This window comes from Bombella favorum, from assembly GCF_014048475.1.
GTDB classification, from domain to species: Bacteria; Pseudomonadota; Alphaproteobacteria; order Acetobacterales; family Acetobacteraceae; genus Bombella; species Bombella favorum.
This window is the reverse complement of record NZ_NWUS01000002.1, coordinates 183959-204478: the sequence shown is the minus strand read 5'-3', so window position 1 is coordinate 204478 and position 20520 is coordinate 183959. Positions and strand designations below refer to the sequence as shown.

Annotated in this window: 20 protein-coding genes; 17 read left to right on the top strand and 3 right to left on the bottom strand. The window is 51.1% G+C overall.

Annotation, left to right across the window (positions count from 1 at the left end; translation table 11 throughout):
* The first annotated feature begins 31 nt into the window (after positions 1–31).
* Positions 32–832, top strand: a complete 801-nt coding sequence (locus CPA57_RS06150; RefSeq protein WP_182081964.1) for a MotE family protein — start codon at positions 32–34, stop codon at positions 830–832.
* Positions 833–874: 42 nt separating this feature from the next.
* Here the strand turns inward: CPA57_RS06150 and CPA57_RS06145 are convergent, their stop codons facing one another.
* Positions 875–1531: a hypothetical protein gene (locus CPA57_RS06145; RefSeq protein WP_182081963.1), complete on the bottom strand. Its 657-nt coding sequence runs from the start codon at positions 1529–1531 to the stop codon at positions 875–877.
* 422 nt (positions 1532–1953) lie between these two features.
* Between CPA57_RS06145 and CPA57_RS06140 the strand changes: the two genes are divergently transcribed.
* The 5 genes from CPA57_RS06140 to CPA57_RS06120 are packed head-to-tail and all read left to right on the top strand — an operon-like array spanning position 1954 to position 9628.
* Positions 1954–4212 (top strand): dynamin family protein, encoded by a 2259-nt coding sequence (locus tag CPA57_RS06140; RefSeq protein ID WP_182081962.1) that lies wholly within the window; start codon positions 1954–1956, stop codon positions 4210–4212.
* 34 nt (positions 4213–4246) lie between these two features.
* Positions 4247–5158 (top strand): hypothetical protein, encoded by a 912-nt coding sequence (locus CPA57_RS06135; protein ID WP_182081961.1) that lies wholly within the window; start codon positions 4247–4249, stop codon positions 5156–5158.
* Positions 5159–5210: 52 nt separating this feature from the next.
* Complete coding sequence (locus CPA57_RS06130) at positions 5211–8489, top strand: ATP-binding protein (RefSeq protein WP_182081960.1); 3279 nt, start codon at positions 5211–5213, stop codon at positions 8487–8489.
* Positions 8486–9196 (top strand): HNH/ENDO VII family nuclease, encoded by a 711-nt coding sequence (locus tag CPA57_RS06125; protein WP_182081959.1) that lies wholly within the window; start codon positions 8486–8488, stop codon positions 9194–9196. Before CPA57_RS06130 ends, CPA57_RS06125 begins: the two co-directional genes overlap by 4 nt.
* A gap of 33 nt (positions 9197–9229) precedes the next feature.
* Complete coding sequence (locus tag CPA57_RS06120) at positions 9230–9628, top strand: SMI1/KNR4 family protein (protein WP_182081958.1); 399 nt, start codon at positions 9230–9232, stop codon at positions 9626–9628.
* A gap of 10 nt (positions 9629–9638) precedes the next feature.
* Here CPA57_RS06120 and CPA57_RS06115 read toward each other — a convergent pair whose 3' ends face one another.
* Complete coding sequence (locus CPA57_RS06115) at positions 9639–10619, bottom strand: helix-turn-helix transcriptional regulator (RefSeq protein WP_182081957.1); 981 nt, start codon at positions 10617–10619, stop codon at positions 9639–9641.
* A gap of 331 nt (positions 10620–10950) precedes the next feature.
* On the opposite strand from CPA57_RS06115, the gene CPA57_RS06110 reads away from it, so the two are divergent.
* Complete coding sequence (locus CPA57_RS06110; protein ID WP_182081956.1) at positions 10951–11235, top strand: hypothetical protein; 285 nt, start codon at positions 10951–10953, stop codon at positions 11233–11235.
* A gap of 26 nt (positions 11236–11261) precedes the next feature.
* Here the strand turns inward: CPA57_RS06110 and CPA57_RS06105 are convergent, their stop codons facing one another.
* Entirely contained in the window at positions 11262–11930 is a 669-nt protein-coding gene (locus CPA57_RS06105; RefSeq protein ID WP_229709298.1) for a HEPN domain-containing protein, read from the bottom strand.
* 226 nt (positions 11931–12156) lie between these two features.
* On the opposite strand from CPA57_RS06105, the gene CPA57_RS06100 reads away from it, so the two are divergent.
* The 10 genes from CPA57_RS06100 to CPA57_RS06055 all read left to right on the top strand — a co-directional run bounded on the left by CPA57_RS06100 (position 12157) and on the right by CPA57_RS06055 (position 20482).
* Positions 12157–12294 carry a hypothetical protein gene (locus CPA57_RS06100; protein WP_182081955.1) on the top strand — a complete coding sequence of 46 codons (138 nt, stop codon included), beginning with the start codon at positions 12157–12159 and terminating at the stop codon, positions 12292–12294.
* Between the two features lie 348 nt (positions 12295–12642).
* Complete coding sequence (locus tag CPA57_RS06095) at positions 12643–14169, top strand: methyl-accepting chemotaxis protein (protein ID WP_182081954.1); 1527 nt, start codon at positions 12643–12645, stop codon at positions 14167–14169.
* Positions 14169–14471, top strand: a complete 303-nt coding sequence (locus CPA57_RS06090; RefSeq protein ID WP_182081953.1) for a hypothetical protein — start codon at positions 14169–14171, stop codon at positions 14469–14471. Before CPA57_RS06095 ends, CPA57_RS06090 begins: the two co-directional genes overlap by 1 nt.
* Positions 14461–14844 (top strand): response regulator, encoded by a 384-nt coding sequence (locus CPA57_RS06085; RefSeq protein ID WP_182081952.1) that lies wholly within the window; start codon positions 14461–14463, stop codon positions 14842–14844. Before CPA57_RS06090 ends, CPA57_RS06085 begins: the two co-directional genes overlap by 11 nt.
* Positions 14817–17099 (top strand): chemotaxis protein CheA, encoded by a 2283-nt coding sequence (locus CPA57_RS06080; RefSeq protein WP_229709297.1) that lies wholly within the window; start codon positions 14817–14819, stop codon positions 17097–17099. Before CPA57_RS06085 ends, CPA57_RS06080 begins: the two co-directional genes overlap by 28 nt.
* Before the next feature lie 23 nt (positions 17100–17122).
* Complete coding sequence (locus CPA57_RS06075) at positions 17123–17650, top strand: chemotaxis protein CheW (protein ID WP_229709296.1); 528 nt, start codon at positions 17123–17125, stop codon at positions 17648–17650.
* A 10-nt stretch (positions 17651–17660) separates the two neighbouring features.
* Entirely contained in the window at positions 17661–18503 is an 843-nt protein-coding gene (locus CPA57_RS06070) for a CheR family methyltransferase (RefSeq protein WP_182081951.1), read from the top strand.
* Positions 18504–18507: 4 nt separating this feature from the next.
* Complete coding sequence (locus CPA57_RS06065) at positions 18508–19554, top strand: protein-glutamate methylesterase/protein-glutamine glutaminase (RefSeq protein ID WP_182081950.1); 1047 nt, start codon at positions 18508–18510, stop codon at positions 19552–19554.
* Positions 19555–19634: 80 nt separating this feature from the next.
* A complete protein-coding gene (locus CPA57_RS06060; RefSeq protein ID WP_182081949.1) occupies positions 19635–20024 on the top strand; it encodes a response regulator in 390 nt (129 codons plus the stop codon).
* Positions 20021–20482, top strand: coding sequence for a chemotaxis protein CheD (locus CPA57_RS06055; RefSeq protein WP_182081948.1), 462 nt, complete (start codon positions 20021–20023; stop codon positions 20480–20482). The genes CPA57_RS06060 and CPA57_RS06055 overlap by 4 nt, the downstream gene beginning before the upstream one ends.
* The last annotated feature ends 38 nt before the right edge of the window (positions 20483–20520 follow it).

The following is a 20520-nucleotide window of genomic DNA, read 5'->3' as shown; positions in this document are numbered from 1 at the left end:
GGGAAACGTCATGAGAGGGACTGTCAGACCCATGAGAAAACCCGGATTTTCGCTGAGCAAGATCACCAATCTCGCCTCTTGCCTGATGACGGTGCTGCTGGCGTTGAACCTCCATTCTCTTGCGGCGCAGATTAGCACTCCCTCTGCTCAGAGTGAGGCGCCTTCTAGTAAATCGGGGGAGGCTTCCCCTCATGGTACGGGCGCAAAAGCTGCGCCTGTAACGCCTGCCCCTGCCGGTGTGAAGGCACCTGAGAGTCTGCGGCCGAGCAAGCAGCGTCTTTTCATGAATCATCTTCAGGGATGGACGCCCGCCAATGGTCTGGCAGATGATGACCCCGCTACGGGTCAAGTTGACGAGGAGCAGCCGGACTCCCGTGTTCGTTTGGCTGAACAGGGGCTAAGTGGAGAATTGGCTACTCATCGGCGGGCCGTACAGGGGCAGGAAGAGAGTTTCCAGCAGCAGCAGAAGGCTCTTGAGCAGCAACAGAAGGAGCTGGATGAGAAGTTACAGGCGTTGGGTCGGAATGCGTCCGAACTTTCAGCCCAGCAGGAACAGCGTCGGCAGGATGTAGAGCAGAGCATTGCCCGGTTGGCTCATATTTATGAGCAGATGCCACCTCGTGATGCTGCTGCCATGTTCAATATTCTGGACATGAGGGTGCTTGTTCCCGTGGCACAGCATATGATTCCTCGCCGGATTTCGGATGTCATTGGCAACATGCAGCCTGACCGTGCGAATATTCTATCTCAGTATCTGGCTGGCATCCGCAAGCTCAGTCCCGATACGATTAACCGTATGAATAGTCCGATTGATTCTAATATTGCTCCGTGAGGTTGCTGCCCCCCTCCGTAGTTATGGGAGGGGGAGATGATCTCACTGGCCTTGCATGCAGCCATCGGGTGCGACCCCGGGGGGAAGGGGCTGGTTGAGGAATGTGCTGAGGGCCACGGTGCTATTGCAGTAGCCGCCCATGGGAAGGGTGGCGATTTCTTCAAAGTAGTTATTCTCTGGCATGGCGACATCCGATGCTTGCGGAGCTAGTTTGAACAGGCTGATATGGGCTGTTGTCTCTGTTTTCGCATAGGTTGAATCACCTAGCGGCCGTTCCATGCGGATCATGAAGAGATTCCAACGGCCTTGGCTGCTCTCTACTCTGTAAAACCCGATGGTGGTTAGCGCATCTTCTTCGTTATGAAGGGCATCTTTCAGGGTGTACTCTTTCCCTTGTGTATCTTGGAAAGGCACAGCACAGCGAAGGGTCGCATTGCGGGGGCAGGGTTCAAAGGCGAGATATTCGTTCCATGACCATGCATTAGCGTTGTCGTGATAGAGCTTGAGGAGTTGAAGGACCTCCCCTTTTTTGATGGGTACTTGCGCTTCTGCATCTAGTTTGACGGGAATGGCTTGGACTGTATCACGGACATCCCGAATTGTAGACGCCGCATAGCTCGCGCTAGATGAGAGGGCTGACAGTGCAAAGGCAAGAAGGGTGTAGAGTGGTTTCCTGCGGCGTGAGAACTGTGTTGGCATGATCATTCCTTAAGATTGATTGTTTAGTTAAAGAAATAGGCCGGTACTGTGACGGGGCGGCATGTCCAGTAACGGTTATTAGGGCCGTTCAACTCATTGGCTATAGTCCAGCAGACACTTGCGCTTCTTATGTATGGGCGTCTGGGAGCCATTCTGCCATCCTTGTTGCACAATACCCATCTAAGGATAGAGAAAATTTCATGTTATTCTGCCTTTCTTGATCATTACTAATGATAATATTTTAAACAAAAATTTTAAATTTATTTATATATCTTTTATTTCCACCCATGTCGTTATGTGCGACCGGAAATGACGTAATATGATTATAGGTATGGTCTGATAAATGGACTTGCCAAGATTTTTTTTCGGTCCTAGCGTTCTTATTGTCCGGTTAATCTTTCTAGTAATGGCTGTGTGATCTAATGCTTGATGTTTCTTTGGTTTATGACCCAGTTAGCCCAGATAATCGATCCATTGAGGTAAATGGGAAAAAGCTTGAGAAGCCGAACGAGCTAGCAGTACTGAGCCAGAAGATGCTTCAGACGTGGATCCATAAACTGCCTGGTGAGCTAAAGCAGCGCTACCAAGGGGAGAATGTCATTGATTTGACATTCGCAGGAACAGAGTCCGACCTACAAGATGTCGAGAAGATGGTTCGCCAAGCGAATGAGCAGGGCTTTAAGATTACTTTTAAGCAGTATAAGGCCATGCCGTCCCCGCAGGAGAAGTTCGGGGAATTTAGGAATTGGCTTGATGAGCAATATGATAGACTATTTTTTAAAAAGTTATTGGAGGAACATCCAGATAAAAAGGCAAAAATTGATGAAGCTCTAGGGGATAGGTTTGATATTTATGTTGTCGCTACTATGTCTTCTGGCAAGTCGACTCTCATTAATGCCTTTTTGCACAAAGAGTTAATGCCGTCTGCCAATGAGGCGACAACGGCTGTCATAACGGAAATTAAGAATGTGCCGAGGGCATCTTATGCAGGTACGGCCTATCGTGGCACGCCGGGTGCTTCCGATGCTAAAAAGATGGGCGGTCCTGAGAATGTCACTCTTGAGACGATGGGAAAGTGGAATCGTCATCAGCAGGTAGATACGATTTCGTTGGAGGGGCCTCTTCCTTTCGTGATGGATGAGAAGAACCTTAATGTTGTTCTTACGGACACACCTGGTCCTAATAACAGCCGTGATGAGAGTCATGGTGTTATTACCATGGCAAAGATAAAAGATAATAAAAAGAAACCTCTTATTCTATATGTTCTTAATTCTGAACAGATGGGTATTAATGATGATAGGAGATTATTGGAGGAGATTGGAAGGGTCATAAAGGACGATCCACAGGCACGAGACCGGTTCCTTTTCGTTCTGAATAAAGCAGACGCTTTTGATCCAGAAAAAGGGGAGGACATTGATAGAATATTGGGACAGTGCCGCGATTATTTGGAAGGTGTTGGTATTGAGAGTCCCTTTATTTATCCTGTATCAGCCCGCTTAGCCTTGTTGTCACGAAAGAAGGCCAATCCAGTTAGTAGTTTCACGCGTCAGGAAAAAGGCGATTTAACTGGTATGGAGACGACTTTCCTGCCGGATCCGGAGAGTAATTGGCCGGGTATTGATCTGAGTGAGAAGGCCCCGACTACTTTCTCTGTAGCGATTGATCGAAATAATGAACTTGCATGCCGGTCTGGTATTACTGCTTTGGAAGCAGCTATTAAAGGATATGCTCGTAAATATAATTATTCGTTCCGACTGCATCGCCTTGCGAGTGTTGCAAAGGAAGTGTTGGAAATTGGAAGGAGTGAGGAGCAGTTTGTAAAGTTAATTTCGGAAAGTGGTGAAAAAATAAAGAAGATTCGGAACGCTGTGGAGCGGTTGCGGAACGAGTCTACGAAGGTATGGGAAAGTCAGTCTTTTCTTGATGAGCTGAAACAGCGTGAAGAGCTCCCTCAAGTTTTTGTGAAGGCGATTCAGGAAAAACGGACTGAGCGTGAAATGTTTCTTAATACGGCTGGGAGGCGCCTGACCGGGCTTGATGATGTTAGTCGGGTCAATAGCGAGTTAAATTCTCTTATGAGAGAATTTAAAGGCTATTTTCAGACTTATTTAGCCTTTCTCAATGGCTGTATGGAGGACTCAAACCAACAGATTGCGGCTGAGCTGGAATCTTTTTATGCTGAGAAGATAAAAGCCGTATTTGCTGGCCTTGATGATGGCACGATGAATCGTCCATTGTGGAGTGCTTTGGAAAATGTGACGTTTAGTATGGATATGAAACTTGATTCGAGCGAGGTCGTGAAGGAGGCCCGAAAGGTTTCTACATCCAGATGGTGGAATCCGTTCTCTTGGGGCTCAGAGAAGGAAGTTTATGATTACAAGGTTGGTAACGTAAACGCAGTTTGGAACCAACGGGCTCTCGATGTTTCAGAGACTTTTGACGACGCTACATCGCGGGCAGAGGAGAAGATTCTAACGTATCGTGCTGATTACGTGGAACTCTTCAAGGAACGTGTGAACAAGCTTTTGCCAGAAAAGTTGGATGAGCTGGACCGGGATATTGAAAAGCGGGAAAGCGATGCAGCCGAACAAGCTAGGGCACAAGCCGAAGCAGAGAAAAATCTGGAAGAAATTCGTGCAATAAGAGGTCGTCTGGACGAAATACTCAATAAAAAATCTTGATTAGATTATGTTACAGAGAAAGGAGAATAAGAATATGGGTGAAAGAGCAGAATCATTGTCTCAATTTTTTGAGGATTTTGAGAATACATCGCTTCCTGATACTGAGGTTCGCCGTAAGTGGCTTACCCAGTCTTCAGATGGGGAAGTCAAGATGTCGGCTGAAAAGTTGTCACTCGACATGTTGAATGAGCCGCTGTGGCAACGTTATAAGAAGGGTTGTGTAGCTCCCGGCTCTTTTTTGCCGGGAAATGAGGTACAAACTCTGCTGAAAAAGCGTCAGGCTATTCTACAAGCTATTGGCAAGCTGGAGAAGCAGGTATCGCCCGCAGCCTCATCTGTGACAGGAAATGCGAGGTCTGGTTCATCTGCGCAGCTCATTAAGACGCCGACCTCTTCGGCTAAAGGGGAGGATACACGCGGCCAGCTTCCTGTCGATTTTGAAAATCTCTTTGGAAGTAGCCAAGAGCCTGTTGGCAACGCACGTATGGCAATGCTGTTGATTTTGAATAATCCAGCGACTAGTACCGCCGATCTCTATACGACATTGGCGTGGTGCAAAAGGCGGCGTCCTAATGATTTGTTTGTAGATTATGCTGTGACCATGTTGGCCGATCCGTTGCCAGAGTCGGAGATAAAAAATCCGGTCGAGAAGGATTTGTATGAGCAAACAGCATGGACGCGTGATAATTTCTCGGAGAGACGTTACAGGGCGTTGATTGAACTTCGGGATCGGCTGCGCAAAACAGGGCAGCTTCCTGTTGCTGAGAAGGTCAAGGCATCCCAATCCCCCCAGACAGGAAAGGGAAGAACTGGCCCTTTTGGCTGTGGTTCGAGTGTATCCCCAAACGACTGCGGCCTGACTAAGGTCTTGCTGGTTGGGGGAGTAGCGCTGCTTTTGGTTGTAGGTGGTGTGGCTGCGTATATGTATGTGCATTCTGCCCCATAAACGGGCGCAAATCTGCCTTTGATGAAAAATGATAATGCTGCAGGAGCAGAATATGATTGATCAGACACTAGCTGTGGCTCGGGAAAGAGCGGAACGTAATTTGTCTCTGGCAAAGTCCGTTGTCACTCAGGACTATTTGCCCCAGCTAGGCAGCTGCACAGTTCTGCGTCCGCAGCTCAAAGATGAAGAAGGATTTACTCTAGGCGGTGATGTACGTTTGTTCCGGGTTACTCGCCTTGTGCAGGAGAACCGGGAGGCTGTGTTGGAGAGTGCGACAGCAGCCTACGCTACACTTGGTGCCGTAAAGAGTTCTATTTTTTTCTATCTTTATTCTACAGGGCAGGAAACGAACCTGTACATTGGTGTACGTGGGGCATCTGGTGCCGGCATTGGGGAGCAGCATGGCGCATTGTTGCAGGAGGTGTTCCGTGGTCATTTCCCGGGTAGCCAGTTAGAAAAGCAGGATGGCGATGCCACCAAGATGATCTCGGCCTCCTTGTGTGGTACGATGGTGATGGACTCATGGGGGAGCGTGACGGCGGTAACTAGTGTTCCTGGGCTCTCGAGTGAGGACCGATCCATGTTTATTCAGGGGTTGGAACATTTTATTGATGCTGCAGAAGGGAAACGCTATCAGGCGTTAATATTGGCTGATCCAGTATCGCCAGGAGAGCTGAGCGTCCTGAGGTCGAGTTGTGAGCGTCTTGCGACTCTAATCTCACCTCTGGTTAAGACGACAACGGCTTATAACCAGTCGGAAAGTCACTCTGTTGCAGAAAGCTTAACAAAATCAATAAATGAGGGTTTTTCTGAAACGGTTACTGAGGGGGAGAACCATACTTCCAATATAGGTGGAAGTACAGGCACGACCGAGGATTCTAGAGGGCGTGTTGTTGTTCGTGGTCTGACGACAGGACTAGCAGCAGGGCTAGGTGTTCTGGCTGATGCCATGGTACCGGGTGGCGGTCTACTTAGGGAGGTTGTAGCTGGCATCGGTGCGGGAGAGATAGGGAACATTCTGGGTTCGTCTATTGCTCCGCATAAGACGGATACGAAGAGTGAGAGCTGGGGGGAGAGTCGTGGGACTAATTCCTCTACATCCTGGGCTAAAACCGGTGGTACTTCCACAAGTGAGGGGAATACTACAACAGATGGTGTTAATCGTGGCATCACTCATACATTCGAGCAGCAGAACAAGAGTGCCGAACAATTTTTGAAAACGATTGATTATCGTCTTGAACGGCTTGATGAAGCTCATTCTTATGGTGGTTGGAATGCGGCTGCTTATTTTGTGGCGGATACGCCGGCTGTTTCGGAAAGCTTGGCGAGTACCTACATAGGGCTGATGCGCGGGGTAGCTTCTGGTAAAGATACTCATGCCATTACTACATGGAGTGGTGCAGCGGCTGAATTGCCGCGCAAGTGGTTAGGGGATTTTCATCATCCTCGTCTGAGTGCTCAGGCTCTTCCTGGGATGAACGGGAATGTGGGCAACTGTCTTTCACCGGCTACCATAGTAAGCACACGTGAAGCTGCTATGATGTTGAGTCTGCCGAGACGCTCGGCCTCCACCCTGCCCGTATTGCAGGCTGAACCTTTTGGGCGTTCTATACAGCATGTTGATGGCACGATGTCCGACCAGCGGAGAGGGCGGGGGCAGACCGCTCTGAAGCTTGGTTGTATCCGTCACCTATGGGAGGATATGCCACAAAAGATATGGCTCGACCGGGAACAGTTGAGAACACATGCCTTTGTGGCTGGCACCACGGGGTCCGGCAAGAGCAATACGCTGTATCTTATGTTGCACCAATTGCTTGAAGCAGGGATTCCTTTTCTGGTCGTGGAGCCTGCTAAGGGGGAGTATGCTCAGGTTTTCGGTGGGTATGAGCAGGTCAATTGCTATGATGCTGGGACAGGACGGGCGAATGGGTTAAAATTAAATCCATTCCGTTGCCCGAAAGAGTTGTCCTTGTTGGAGCATATCGACCGCTTAACGGGGATATTCTGCGTTTGCTGGCCGCTCTATAATGCTATGCCGATTTTGTTGAAAGAGGCTGTTATTGTCGCTTATGAGCGAGCAGGCTGGAATGTAGAGGCATCAGTTTATCTGGGTGATGGTGATCCCGCTTATCCTGATTTTGTGATGCTGCTTGCCGCCTTGGAAGATGTGATTGCCGCAGCAGGGTACGGTGAGCGTTTACAAGCCGAATATACAGGGGCCCTTTGTACCCGTGTTAGGTCTTTGACAAGTGGATTTAGTGGCAGAATTTTTGTAGCAGATGAGACAGGTGATGAAGTCCTGTTTGATAAAGCCGCCCTTGTAGACCTTAGCCGTGTTGGGTCCGCTGAAACAAGGTCTCTCATCATGGGAATGTTGGTCATGCGGCTAGTGGAATACCGACAGGCTCAGGGGGAGATGAATGCACCTTTGCGTCATGTCACTGTGCTGGAAGAGGCCCATAATCTTTTGCGTGCTGGTGCAACGCAAGGAGGTGATGAGCAGCAGGGGGGTGTAATTGGTAAATCTGTTGAGATGATTACAGATGCTATTGCAGAGATGAGAACCTACGGTGAAGGTTTTGTCATCGTTGACCAGTCTCCACAAGCGGTTCATCGCGCTGCTATTCGGAATACAGGCACGAAGATTGCTCTTCGTTTGCCAGATGAGGAAGATCGCCGTGTGTTGGGAGCCTCTATTGGTTTAAATGATGAGCAGATCAAAGAAATGGCACGGTTGGAGAACGGTGTAGCCGTTGTTAGGCAGTCAGGGTGGTTGCAAGCTGTGTTGTGCCATATGGATCGTTTTGATGAAGAAACGTTATCCAAGCCAATGGTGGTAACTGGTAAGGCTAAGTTGACAAGTTTGGAGGTTAAAGCCTTTCAGTCCGCCGCTATTAAGTTTCTCATGTGGCCATGGACAAATATGGCGAGTAAGCCGGATATCACCGCTCTGGAGAAACAGGCACAAAGGTGGCCTGATGAAGCGATTAGTCAGAAATTGATGTCTTATATACGACGATATGAGGCAGGGACTTTTTCTGAAATGCCACGGTCTTCAGAAGTTGAGAATTATCTTTTGGCAAAGCTTGTAACCGATATAGTGGGGTTACGCCGCCAGATCGCTTTGATTGCTGGGCGAAAACAGTCTGAGCAAGACTTGGATGTTGCCGTAGGTAGATTAATTCAGCGGCATTTTAGACTGCCTGGGACAACACAGAGACAGTTGACTTCTTTTTTGTTGGTCGACTGGGCAGGGGTTGATAACGTAGATCGTACCGCCACTTGTGCCCGGTGGAGAGGTTACATTAGTCAGGATGGAGCGGTAGCATGATGAATAATAATCAGAGTAGTATTCGAGAGACTCAAGAGACTCAAGAGACTCAAGAGACACATGTTTCAGATGGTTCTTGGGGGCGATATGGTGGTATGGCCGCAGGGGCAATTTTGGGCACCATGGTGGGAGGACCGGAAGGTGGCATCATGGGGGGGATGCTTGGTGGTAGTGTAGTCGGTACAGCCTTGCGTGTTTTGGACGGTGAGTCAATTCCAGATGCTTTTAAAGCTGAGATTGAGGCTGTTAAGCACGAGATTAAGGTTACAGCACAGGAAGCCGGAGCTATTGTGCAGGCGTTAGGCTTGGATAAGACGATGATTGGTAGCATTATCATATCTCTTTCGGGGATAGGTGAAGCGAGTGTTTACGCAGAAGAAGGGCTAAAGGGTGCCAAGGTGGGTGACGCTATAGCTCTTGTGCGGCCCGATATCGACATGCAGCAGGTTGATCCGGTGCGTAACTGGACAAATGCTGAGCGTATGGAACGTGGTCTTCCGCCATTAACGCCAACAGGAGAAGTCGTAGAATTGCATCAGATCGGGCAGAAGTCAGATGCTCCGTATGCTGAAGTGACAAATTCTATTATGAGTAACGTAAATACAGCAGTGAATTTGTTTCGTCAGGAGACTGGTGTTGTCTCTGATATCAGAGACTTTGGCCGTAATACACATGAGTATTGGCAGGATAGAACAAAGTCTTTGTGATAAACTGATATTTTTGTCTGAGAGGAATGTATTGTGGAAAATGTAAAAAAAACCCTGCTCGAAAAGGGTGCTATTTTTACCACATCTAGTGATAGTGATATTGAAAATTCTGAGCATATTATCGGATTTTCTTTTGATAATGACTATAAAGATTATCTTAGATGTATGGGTACTATCTATCTTGATGGGAAAGAGTTCTATGGTTTAGGGGTCCCCAAAGATTATTATTTGAACATCGGGAATGCGTTGCAGAAGCTACGACTGCTCCCTGATTATCCACCTTTGATGTTACCTTTGGTCAGTAATGGGGCGGGAGCGTGGTTTTTGTATGATTGTCAAAGGGGTAGCGTATTCTCTTGGCAAATCGCCGGTGATGTTGATGATCAGAGGAAAAGTCTGAAAGTTTTCCTTGAGGATTTCTTCAGAGTTTAAGTGATTGTCTTCAAGTAGTACCGTTATCTAGGATTGCTTGACACATCTCTAGCAGGATTGTCCTAAGTTCAGTAGGGGCGAGGATGGTGACTTCCTTGCCCCATGTGAAGAGGTGATAGGCCATTTCGTGTAGTCCGCTGGCCGTAAAGGTGACGTGTAGGCTACCGTCTTTTTCGTCCGTTACGGTTTGGCTGGGATGAAAGAGAAAACGGCGGGCGTCGGCGGCGGCGGTGGGTGAGAAGCGGAGAGCAACGTCATATTGCTTGTTCTGCCATACCCCAAAGGAACGGTTGGCAAAGTCTTGTAAGGACCAGTTTTCTGGGGGAAGGGTAGCTAGTCCTGCTTCTGTTACATCTTGGAGGCGGTCTAGCCTCCAGAGGACCGGGGTTTCCACGCCCTGCATGGGGCCGACTAGGTAATAGGCTTTACCGTATAGAAGTCCCCAAGGTGAAACAGTACGCTTTTTTGCATTTTGGGTAGATTGATAGGTAAAATGCAGAGCATGTCCTGCTTTTAGGGCATGGCGGATTGTGCTTAGAAGGGGCGCATCAGCCGTAGGGCGAGGGCCAGCCTGCATAGCATCGCCTTCTGCCAGTACAAGCGCATTGATGTCTGGTGCGAGACGGGTGCGGGCTGGTGGGCGAAGCATGCTCTCAATTTTGTTGTAAAGTTCGGAGAGGAGAAGGGCCCGTCCTGTGGCATTCTGTCTCTCAAGTGATGTTGCTGCATGTTGCAGGGCGGCCATCTCATCGGCAGTTGGTGTGTTCATAAAACGGTCCATGATACCGGCAGGCAAGCGGAAGCGGTGCTTGGGCCCATCTGTTAGGACATCCATACCGGGAAATGCTTCTTGAAGAACATCGCGGATGCGCTCGGCTGTGCGGCGACTGACCTGCATATAGCTGGCTATTTCATCTAGGGTCATGCCCTCAGCGGAGACAGAGAGGCGGCGGGCAAGTTTTATAATGTCGGCCAGTTTTTCTTTTCTCATAATACGCTCTCCTTAGTTTATAGCTGTTATGTCTATTTAACGGTTAGTGCTTCTACATAAGCGTTAACGTGTTGTTTTTTCAAGTTTCTTGGCCTTGTATAATGGCGTTAAGTACGAAGATTGCCCGTTAGGTGATTAACACGGCTGCATAGAGTGCATACATAGTAATAGCTTCTTATATGTTGGTATGGGGTATGAAAGGAATAGTGATGAGATTTAGCTCGTTGTTACGTCAGAAATGGTCATAGGTGGCAGTAACAGCCTCGTTTTAGGGTAGAGACTTTGGGGTAGAGAGGCGTATAGTCATCTACGGTAACGGAAGGGAGATTTCTTGAGTGATGATTTCCTAGTGTCGTACGAAAAAATTCTTATATTTAGAGATAAGGAGTGCGTGATGCCACGCAAATCTATTTCAGAAATCATGACCTTGGCTCAACGGGGCGCAGGAATAAAGGTTTCGGCTTCTGTTTATAGTGCCTCGGAGATTATAACATTGGCTCAATATGTTAAGCCGGGTTGTTATCTCATCATTACAGACGCATCTGAAGCATCAACAGCGGCACTCAGTAGTATTCTATCTCAAGCGAAGTGCCAGATTATTTTTGATTATACCTGACTACCTTCGCTTGATGGTCTGTGTTGTTAATCTACGACCGGATAGAAGGGGCGGCCCCAGTCTTCGTGAGGGTTAGCCATCATGATTTGCACGAAAAGGGGCATGAGAAAGGCGAGGATGGCGGCTCCATCACGTACTTGGTGACGGTTGATGCTACTGTTCCACGTCGCCCCACCATGTACCAGTTGGTTGCGTAGAACATAGAGGCGATCGAAGACGAAACGGAGAACTTTGGGGACATTGCCATCCTGAAAGGCTTGTTGGAATGACCGCGTGGATGTCTGGAATGTCTCTTCCCAGTTTTCAAAGCCCTCCATACCATTCTGATGTTGCCAGAACTGATGGAATATATAGTGGTTGTTCATGAGGGTGCGGATAGGGCCGGAGAAGCGATGCCATAAGGCGGTGTAGATGGTTTTTTCTTTCATGTCATGCTGGGTCAACCTATTGAAGAAATTGATGAAGGTAGCCCGTTCGCCGATGGTAGTCCCTTGAAAATCGGTTTCATCAGCGTAAGCGGCATTGAAAGAAATCCAGAGGAAAATGAAGCGGGCATCTTCATCATTTCCGCACTGTTCGGCTCGGCCAATCCAGCTGATAGCACGGTGGACTCGCAACCCCATGGTTTCGGGGAAATCATGCCGAAGGCTACGTTGTCTTTCTTTCAGGGCTTCATAGTGTAATACGGTAGTCATAAAGCCTCTCTCTGGGTGTATTTTCTATATAGACTAGGGTGATATTATGATACAAAACAATGCTCCACATAGGGTATTTGTCATCTCATTGATTTTTTTAATGCTTGCGGGAGGGATATTTCCGGAGCCTGCAATGGCGGGGCGTCCCTCTTTTCCAGTCCGGGGCGTTTTTAGGTTGTTCAGCAAGGTGCATCTGCCGAGATTTCACCTGAAGGGACGGGAGACCGTGCCTGCCCGTCCTTCCTCTGAAAAGCAGGCATCTACGACACAGTCTCTCCGCTTTGGGGGAGCGGGTAGTGCTATTGCTAGCATGACGGACTGTCAGAAGGATGCCAAACAAGGGCAGGTCTGCAAGGCAAGATGAGCGTTAGACCGTATAGAGGTTGAAGACTCGTAGGAGGGGAGGAACCTCACCATAGAATGCTGTCCAAGCTTATATGAATGGCTACATAGCTATTAACAAATAGCCAACTGTAAATAAGGCATAACCTAAATATTAACGTAAACCTTAATTTAAGGAATATTGTTCATCTATTTTGAAAAATGTCTTTTATTCCGTTAAAAATTTCATCATGTTTTTGGCATAGGCAAGTCTAATCCATGCATTTTGTATGGTTTTTTTGAGAAATTATGTCTTGAGACTCTGTCATCAGCCAAGCCTTTGGTCATGCTGGCGGAAGGAATGAAATTTCTGGAGGGATGGGACATTTTCATGTTCAACTGGTTGTATAAGTCAGCTCCGTTCCGTGTGCAGGTACGGGTAGCAATGCTGGCCATCGAGCTTTATCTCGCTGTACAGCTCTTTGTAGAGACTGTCGGCTATATCCAGAGTGGTATATTCAGCCGTGTTTCCATCATTAATATGGCAACGCTCCTTTTTGGTATGGCCCTTACGTGGGCTGTTTGGCTGTTCCTGACCAAAGCTCTGACTGAACCTATCGAGAAACTGACAGATATGGGCATTGCTCTGGGTCGTGGGGAAACGCCCGACCTCAGCCCGTATGAGAACAGGACAAACTGTGTCGGACGGGTTGGCAAGATGCTAGCCTCTTTCGCCTTGAGCCTTCAGGAGCAGAAAGCAGCAGAAAAAGCGCATAATGAGGCTGTCAATAAAGCTCTGGACACTACGGAGAAGCTCAAGGAGCGTGAGGCTCGCACTCATGCCGTTGTGGAAGAGCTGAACCGTGTCATGCAGATGCTGGCGCAGGGTAATTTGTCCATTCGCATTACGAGCGCCCTGTTTGACGGTGAGTTTGGTCCTGTGCGGGAGGCCTTTAATGAGTCTCTGACCGGGCTGGGTGGTGCCCTGTCTGTCGTGGCAGAAAGCTCCAACATGATCGCCAATGGGGCTAGCGAGATTTCTACAGCATCGGATGATCTGGCAAAACGCACGGAGCGTCAGGCGGCAAGTCTCGGGCAGGTGACAGCGTCTGTTAAATCCATTGCTTCTGGCTTCAAAGTTACAGCCAGCAACTGCTCGCACGCCAGTAGCGAGACCAAGGCAACGCTGGAGAAAGTCAAAACGGCCTCCAATGGGATGGAACAGACCAGCGTAGCGATGAACTCCATCAAGACCTCGTCTGACGATATCGTGCAGATCACACGCTCTGTGAGCGATATTGCCTTTAAGACTAATGTTCTGGCTCTTAACGCCAGTGTGGAAGCCGCTCGTGCTGGTGAGGCTGGACGTGGCTTTGCTGTGGTCGCTAAGGAGGTTCAGTCCCTTGCGGAACAGTCTGCCAAGGCGGCCGATATGATCCGTGATGTGCTGGAGACAGCCACGGCCCATGTGCAGGAAGGTGTCCGCCTTGTCGCCCGGACTAGCGGCCTGCTTAAGGACGTGGAAGAAGGGACGGAAGCACTGGCGGACAGGGTAGAGGTTGTCTCTAAAGCGACTGAAGAGCAGGCCCGTAGTCTGGCAGAGGTATCGGATGCTGTGAGCAGCATGGATGGCATGACCCAGCAGAATGCCGCTATGGTCGAAGAATCCACAGCTGCTAGCCACAATCTGACAACGCAGACCGTTAAGCTGCGTCAGACATTGGCGACCTTTACCATTGGCTCCAACCAGAAATTGCAACTCTCTCATGAGAGGCCGGCCCTTGCCAATGAGGCCCCCGCCCAGATGCCTCCAAAGAGCAGAACACCGATGCTGAGCAGTCAGCGCGGCGAGATTCAGCAAGATGGCAAGGTTCTGCCGACCCATTCGGATGATGAAACAGGGTGGGATCATTTCTAATGGCGGAGGCAGTACAGGGAGGGAGTCCTCTCATTTCTCTGCCGCAGCGTCTGGATACGAGTGCGGCAGCAGGGCTGAAGGCTCTCCTGCTGGAAGAGACCGGGGCGGCAGCAGGTGCAGTGCCGTTGTTGGATGCATCCGCGGTCGATTACGTCGGAGGGCTCTGCCTTCAGCTTCTTCTGGCCAGCGGGCTGAAAGTCGGTCCGTGTTCTGAAAAAGCAGCGGAAGCCTTTGCGCTGTTTGGTGTTCAGCAGCAGCTTCTGGAAGCGATGGATGAGAAGGAGAGCCGCCATGACGGCTGAACAGAAGGTAAGAGTCCTGACGGTAGATGATTCCCGCACTATGCAGGGTGTTCTACGCAAGGCACTTAGCGAAGCTGGCTATGATGTCATTCAGGGTGGCGATGGTGTCGAGGGGCTGGAGGTACTGCAACAGGCATCTCCAGCCCCGCAGGCCATCATTACAGATATCAACATGCCTCGTATGGATGGTTTCCAGTTCATCGAGGCGGTGAGGAAGCTGGAAGCTTTTTCCCGTATTCCCATTATTTGCCTGACCACTGAAACGGATGAGGAGAAAAAGAACCGCGCCCGGTCCCTCGGGGCTACGGGCTGGATAGCCAAACCCTTCAATGCCGAGAAGCTCGTATGGGCCATTCGGCGGGTTACAGCATAAGGGAGCGTGATATGGGCGATGTCATGGACGATATTCTCAAGATATTCTTTGAGGAATGTGATGAGCTCCTCCCCGAGCTGGAAAGGGGGCTGGGCGAAATCTCCGAGGAAGAGTCCAGCCAAGAGACCATCAATGCCATCTTCCGGGCGGTACATTCCATCAAGGGTGGAGCGGCGTCCTTCGGTCTGGACCGTCTCGTTCGCTTCGCCCATGTGTATGAAAGTGCGCTGGATGGCTTGCGGTCTGGCAAGGTAGAACCGGACCAGGCCATCATCAAGACGTTCTTCCTTGCGATGGATGTCCTGAGTGATCTTGTCGCTGAGGCAAAACATACGGGTGATGAGGTCGATGAAGGGCGGATAGATGAGAATGTCCGCAAGTTGGAGGCAATTATTGGTCAGGGAGGGGATGCACCAGCGTCTTCCGAGGTTGGCGAAACACCAGTACCAGAAGATTTCACTCCCGTAACAGTTGATCTGGGCGGATTTGATTTTGACGATCACGCTGAAGGTTTCGGCGAGACACCGCCGCAAAGGCTGACAGTGACCTTCCGGCCGCATAGCGAACTATATAGCCGTGGTGACGATGCTCGGAATCTTCTGTTGGGGCTGCAAGAGCTTCTGCCGGTAGAAGAGGCCGGTGCTATGGATGTCGTTTGTAGCACGCAGGAGCTGCCCGCTCTGGTAGACCTCCCCGCTGAGGATGCCCGTTTGGGCTGGACAGTCCGCCTGCCAGAGCCACCGGGTAGTGCGCTAGAAGAAGATATCCAGGCGGTATTTGATTGGGTTGGTGATGTCTGTGATTTTCAGATTGCCCGAGACGGTCAGGCCGGAGAAGCCGTCGAGCCGGAGCCCGCAGAAGATGCCGCCGTGCAGGAAGATGTACCGGTTGTTCCGGTTCCAGCTGAGATGGTGGAGAGTGTACCACAGGCTGACCCCGCTCCTTCAGCTCCGGCGTCTGCTCCTGCCTCGGCTCCAGCGAAAATAGGGCGTAAGCGGGAACAGAATGCTTCCATCCGCGTGGATATCGGGCGGATTGGTATGCTGATGGACATGGTCGGTGAGATGGTCATCGGGCAGGCCTCTCTTGAATCCGCCCTGACACGGGATGGGGCCTTGTATGACCCGGAACTGCTCAAGCGTCTGGCTGTTATCAAGACACTGACACGGGATATTCAGGAGGCTGTCATGGCGATCCGTGCGCAGCCCGTCCGCAATGTGTTTCAGCGGATGCAACGTGTGGTGCGAGAGGCCAGCAGTCTGGCGAATAAGGATGTCGCCCTCGTGTTGGAAGGGGAGGAAACAGAGGTTGACCGTACCCTGATCGAAAATCTGACAGACCCGCTAACCCACATGCTGCGTAATGCAGTAGACCACGGCATTGAAAGCCCACAGGCTCGTCAGGCCGCAGGGAAACCGGCGCAGGGCACCATTTGGCTCTCTGCCCGGCATCGTTCTGGGCGCATTCTGATCGAGATTCGTGATGATGGTGGTGGGATCAATACCCGGCGTGTTCTCCAGACCGCTATCAAGCGGGGCATTGTTGCCTCGGGCGCATCGCTTGGGGAGAATGAGATTAATGAGCTGATTTTTGCTCCCGGCTTCTCCACGGCAGAAACCGTATCTGATCTTTCCGGTCGTGGTGTGGGGATGGATGTGGTCAAACAGGCCATTCAGAATCTTGGTGGGCGTGTGAACATCCAGAGCACGCCAGGTAAAGGGACACTTTTCACCCTTAGCCTGCCGCTGACATTGGCCGTGCTGGATGGAATGCTCATTGAGTGCCGTGGCTCTACCATGGTTGTGCCGGTTTCATCTGTTGTGGAGCTGGTTACGGTGCAGATGAAGAAAGATGTGTACACCATCCCTGATGGTAGCCATGTCGTTTCCGTAAGGGGGCGGTGTATCCCGTTGATCTATCTGGGAGATGAGCTAACCCTCCCTGAGGAGAACGGCACGCAGGAAGAGCCTCACCATATGGGCCGTGCCGGGGAAGAAGGGCAGATGATCGTTCTCGTTGTGGAGAATGAGGCAGGGGCCCGTGCGGCATTGGTTGTGGATGGTGTCCGGGATCAAGCTCAGGTCGTCATCAAGAGCATCGAGAAGAATTACCGCCAGATCAAGGGCGTGTCGGCTGCCACCATTCTTGGGGATGGTAGCGTGTCGCTCATTCTTGATGTGTCAACGCTTATTGTTTCTGCAACGAAACGTGTAGATACCCGCGCGCTGGAAGCCATCGCAGAGCGGGCAGCGTAACGGGCGGGTTAGAAAAGAAAGTCATGGATCTTATGTCTCTGGAAGAAAAGAAACAGACGGACGGACAGGTGAACGGAGTCTCCCCCGTATCCTCAGGAGGGCGGGAGCAGATGATCATTTTCACGGTGGGGGAGCAGCGATATTGCATTCCTATCCTGAGCATCAAAGAGATCAGGGAGTTTGAGGACCCGACCTATCTGCCGCATTGCCCTGCTTATGTGGAGGGAGCCATCAATATCCGTGGTAATATTGTTACGGTTGTCAATCTTGCCAATTATCTTGGCACAGCCCCGCAGGCTGATAATGAGCGGCGTGTGGTTATCATCATAGAGGATGGTGCGAGCCGTGCCACATGCGGGTTGCTGGTGGATAGTGTCATCGGCATTACGGAGATTGCTCTGGATGAAATTCAGCCCATTTCTGTTGATGGTGGTGCGGCGGAGCTAAGCGGCCTTGTCAGTATAGGGGAGTATGTCATCCGCATCTTGCGGTTGGATACTGTCCTGAGCCGTCTGCTGGGGGATCAGGCTGTCAGCACGGCAGCAGGGTGAGGGCAGGCCGATGACGACTATGGAGCCACAGGGCGGCTTTTCCTATTCGGAGGTCGATTTCCGGCGGGTGCAGGACATCGCCCGGAGGGAAGCGGGAATTAATCTGCCCATCTCCAAGCGCAGCCTTGTTTTCTCCCGTGTGTCCCGGCGTATCCGTGCGACTGGGCGGGCTTCCTTTCGTGATTATCTGGATTATGTCAGCGGGCGGGAGGGACAGGAAGAGCTAAAGGAGCTCATCTGTGTTCTGACAACCAATGTGACGCAATTCTTCCGGGAGAAAAGCCATTTTGAGCATCTGGAAGAGCATGTCCTGCCGCAGCTGGGAGAAAAACTGCGTGCCGGGGGGCGTGGGCGGCTTTGGTCGGCGGCCTGCTCGACCGGGCAGGAACCATGGAGCATGGCAATGTCCGTTATGGCGGAGCTGCCGGATGCCTTGCGAATGGACCTGAAGATTTTAGCTACGGACATCAATCACGCTGTGGTGGAGACGGGGCGCATCGGCCAGTACCCCGCAGAGGAGGTCCGAAGTGTGCCCCAACGCTGGCAGGATGCCTATATGGAACCTGTGGAGATGGAGCAGGTTAGCATGGCGCGGGAGATACGGCGTCTTGTTACGTTCCGGCCGCTCAATCTTAACCGGGAATGGCCTTTCAAGGGCCAGTTTGACGTCATCTTCTGCCGGAATGTCGTGATCTATTTTGATGACGAAACCCGTAATGCTCTCTGGAAAAGGCTTGCGGACCGGCTGGTGCCGGGTGGGTTTCTCTATGTTGGTCATTCCGAGCGGGTGGACTGCGTTAGGGACTGTCACCTTGAGGCTGTGGCACCGACAATCTACATGAAAAAGGGTTGAGGCCATGAAAGAACGGGTCAAGGTTCTTGTAGTGGATGATTCAAGAACCGCTAGAGAGCTAATCAAACGCTCTTTTCTCAAATATCCCGAGATTGATGTTATTGGCATGGCTTCGAACCCAATCGAGGCACGGGATCTCATCATTGCTGACCAGCCGGATGTCATTACGCTGGATATTGAAATGCCGGGCATGAATGGACTTCAATTTCTGGAGAAGATCATGCGGCTGCGACCGATCCCGGTGGTGATGGTGTCCAGCATGACCACACGGGGGGCCAATACGGCCATTACGGCCCTTCAGATGGGGGCTTTTGAATGTTTCCCAAAACAGGGCGGGGCAGGGGAGGCTTTTGCCGGTTTGGGGCAGATCGTGTTGGAGGCTGCCCGGTACCAGCCCGGCCTGCGGCAGGTTGTTCCAGCGGGGGGACGGCCGGTGCGGATGGCACCCCTCACGGGAAGTGCTGCCGCTACATGGCGTACATCGTTCGATGTAGTGGGCATTGGCTCCTCCACTGGCGGGGTGGAAGCGGTGGAAGAGGTGATCAAGGATTTCCCGGCTAACAGCCCACCCATCGTTATTTGCCAGCATATGCCATCACTTTACACATCCAGCTTTGCTGCACGGTTGGATAGCCTCATCCCTCAGCTTTCTGTTGCCGAGGCGCAGGATGGGGAAATGCTGGCCCCCGGTATGGTCCGCATCGCTCCCGGTGGAGAGACGCATCTTGTTTTGGAGGGCCACGCGCCGCGGCTCTTCACAAAATTGCGAGCGGGAGAGCCTGTTGGTGGGCATCGGCCCTCGGTGGATAGGCTCTTCCATTCCATCGCCCAGACGGCAGGCAGTACCTCGCTGGGCATTATCCTGACGGGAATGGGGCGGGATGGAGCCGAAGGGCTGCTGGCCATGCGGCAGGCTGGGGCCCGGACCATCGGGCAGGACAGGGCTTCCTCCGTTGTGTATGGCATGCCCCGTGTCGCTGCTGAGCTGGGCGCCGTAGAGAAGGTGGGATCCCTGATGGAGATCCCCGGTCTTGCTATGGGCATGCATTAGAAGACAGGAGTGCCCGATATGGCGCTCTTTATGTCAGGCGATCCTGACGAGTGATTATCAGAAGGCAGAAAGGTTCATAAATGCCGTCCGCATCTCAGATTCGAGCTTTAATTGTAGATGATCAGGCTTCCATTCGGCAGGTTCTTGCCAGCCATATGGCGGCTCTTGGCTTTAAGGGAGTCGTGCAACGCAAGGATGGGAAAGAGGCCCTGGATTATCTAGAAACCAATCCTATTCATCTGGTGATTTCCGATTTCAATATGCCGGGAATGGATGGCCTAGCCTTGTTGGAGGCTGTGCGCTCCAACCCGAAGACAGCCAAACTGGCGTTCATCATCCTTACAGGTGAGGCCAATGCTGGGCTTGTGCAGAAGGCCGTAGCCGCTGGAGTTAATAACTTTCTGGCTAAGCCGTATACGGTCGCCAAGCTGAAGGAAACCCTAGAGAAAGTTTTCGGGCCCATCAGGTGACGGAAACGCTGAAGATCACGACTGTTATTCAGGGGGAGATCGCCATTTCGGACGATCCCAGCGTGGTGTTCGGCACGTTGCTGGGGTCGTGCATTTCGGTCTGCATGTATGATCTTCAGGCAGGTGTTGGGGGAATGAACCATTTTCTCCTGCCGGGGGAGGACTGCCTAGGAAGCATGGATTCAGCAGCTTATCTGTATGGGATCAACGCTATGAAAGCACTGGAGGCCGGGATCATAAAAGCAGGGGGTGGGCGAGAGCGTCTGCAATGCAAGGCTTTTGGCGGGGCCGCTGTGCTGTCCATCGCAAGCGATGTTGGGCAGGAGAATGTCGGTTTCCTTCTGGATTATTTCCGGAAGGAAGATATCCGCTGCGTGTCCTACAGCTTTGGTGGTAGTCAGGTACGGCGTATCCGTTTCTGGCCGACAACAGGGAAAGTCTTGCAAAACCTGTGCTGAGGTCTGGTTTTACAAGCCGGAGGCACTGGTATGGAGAA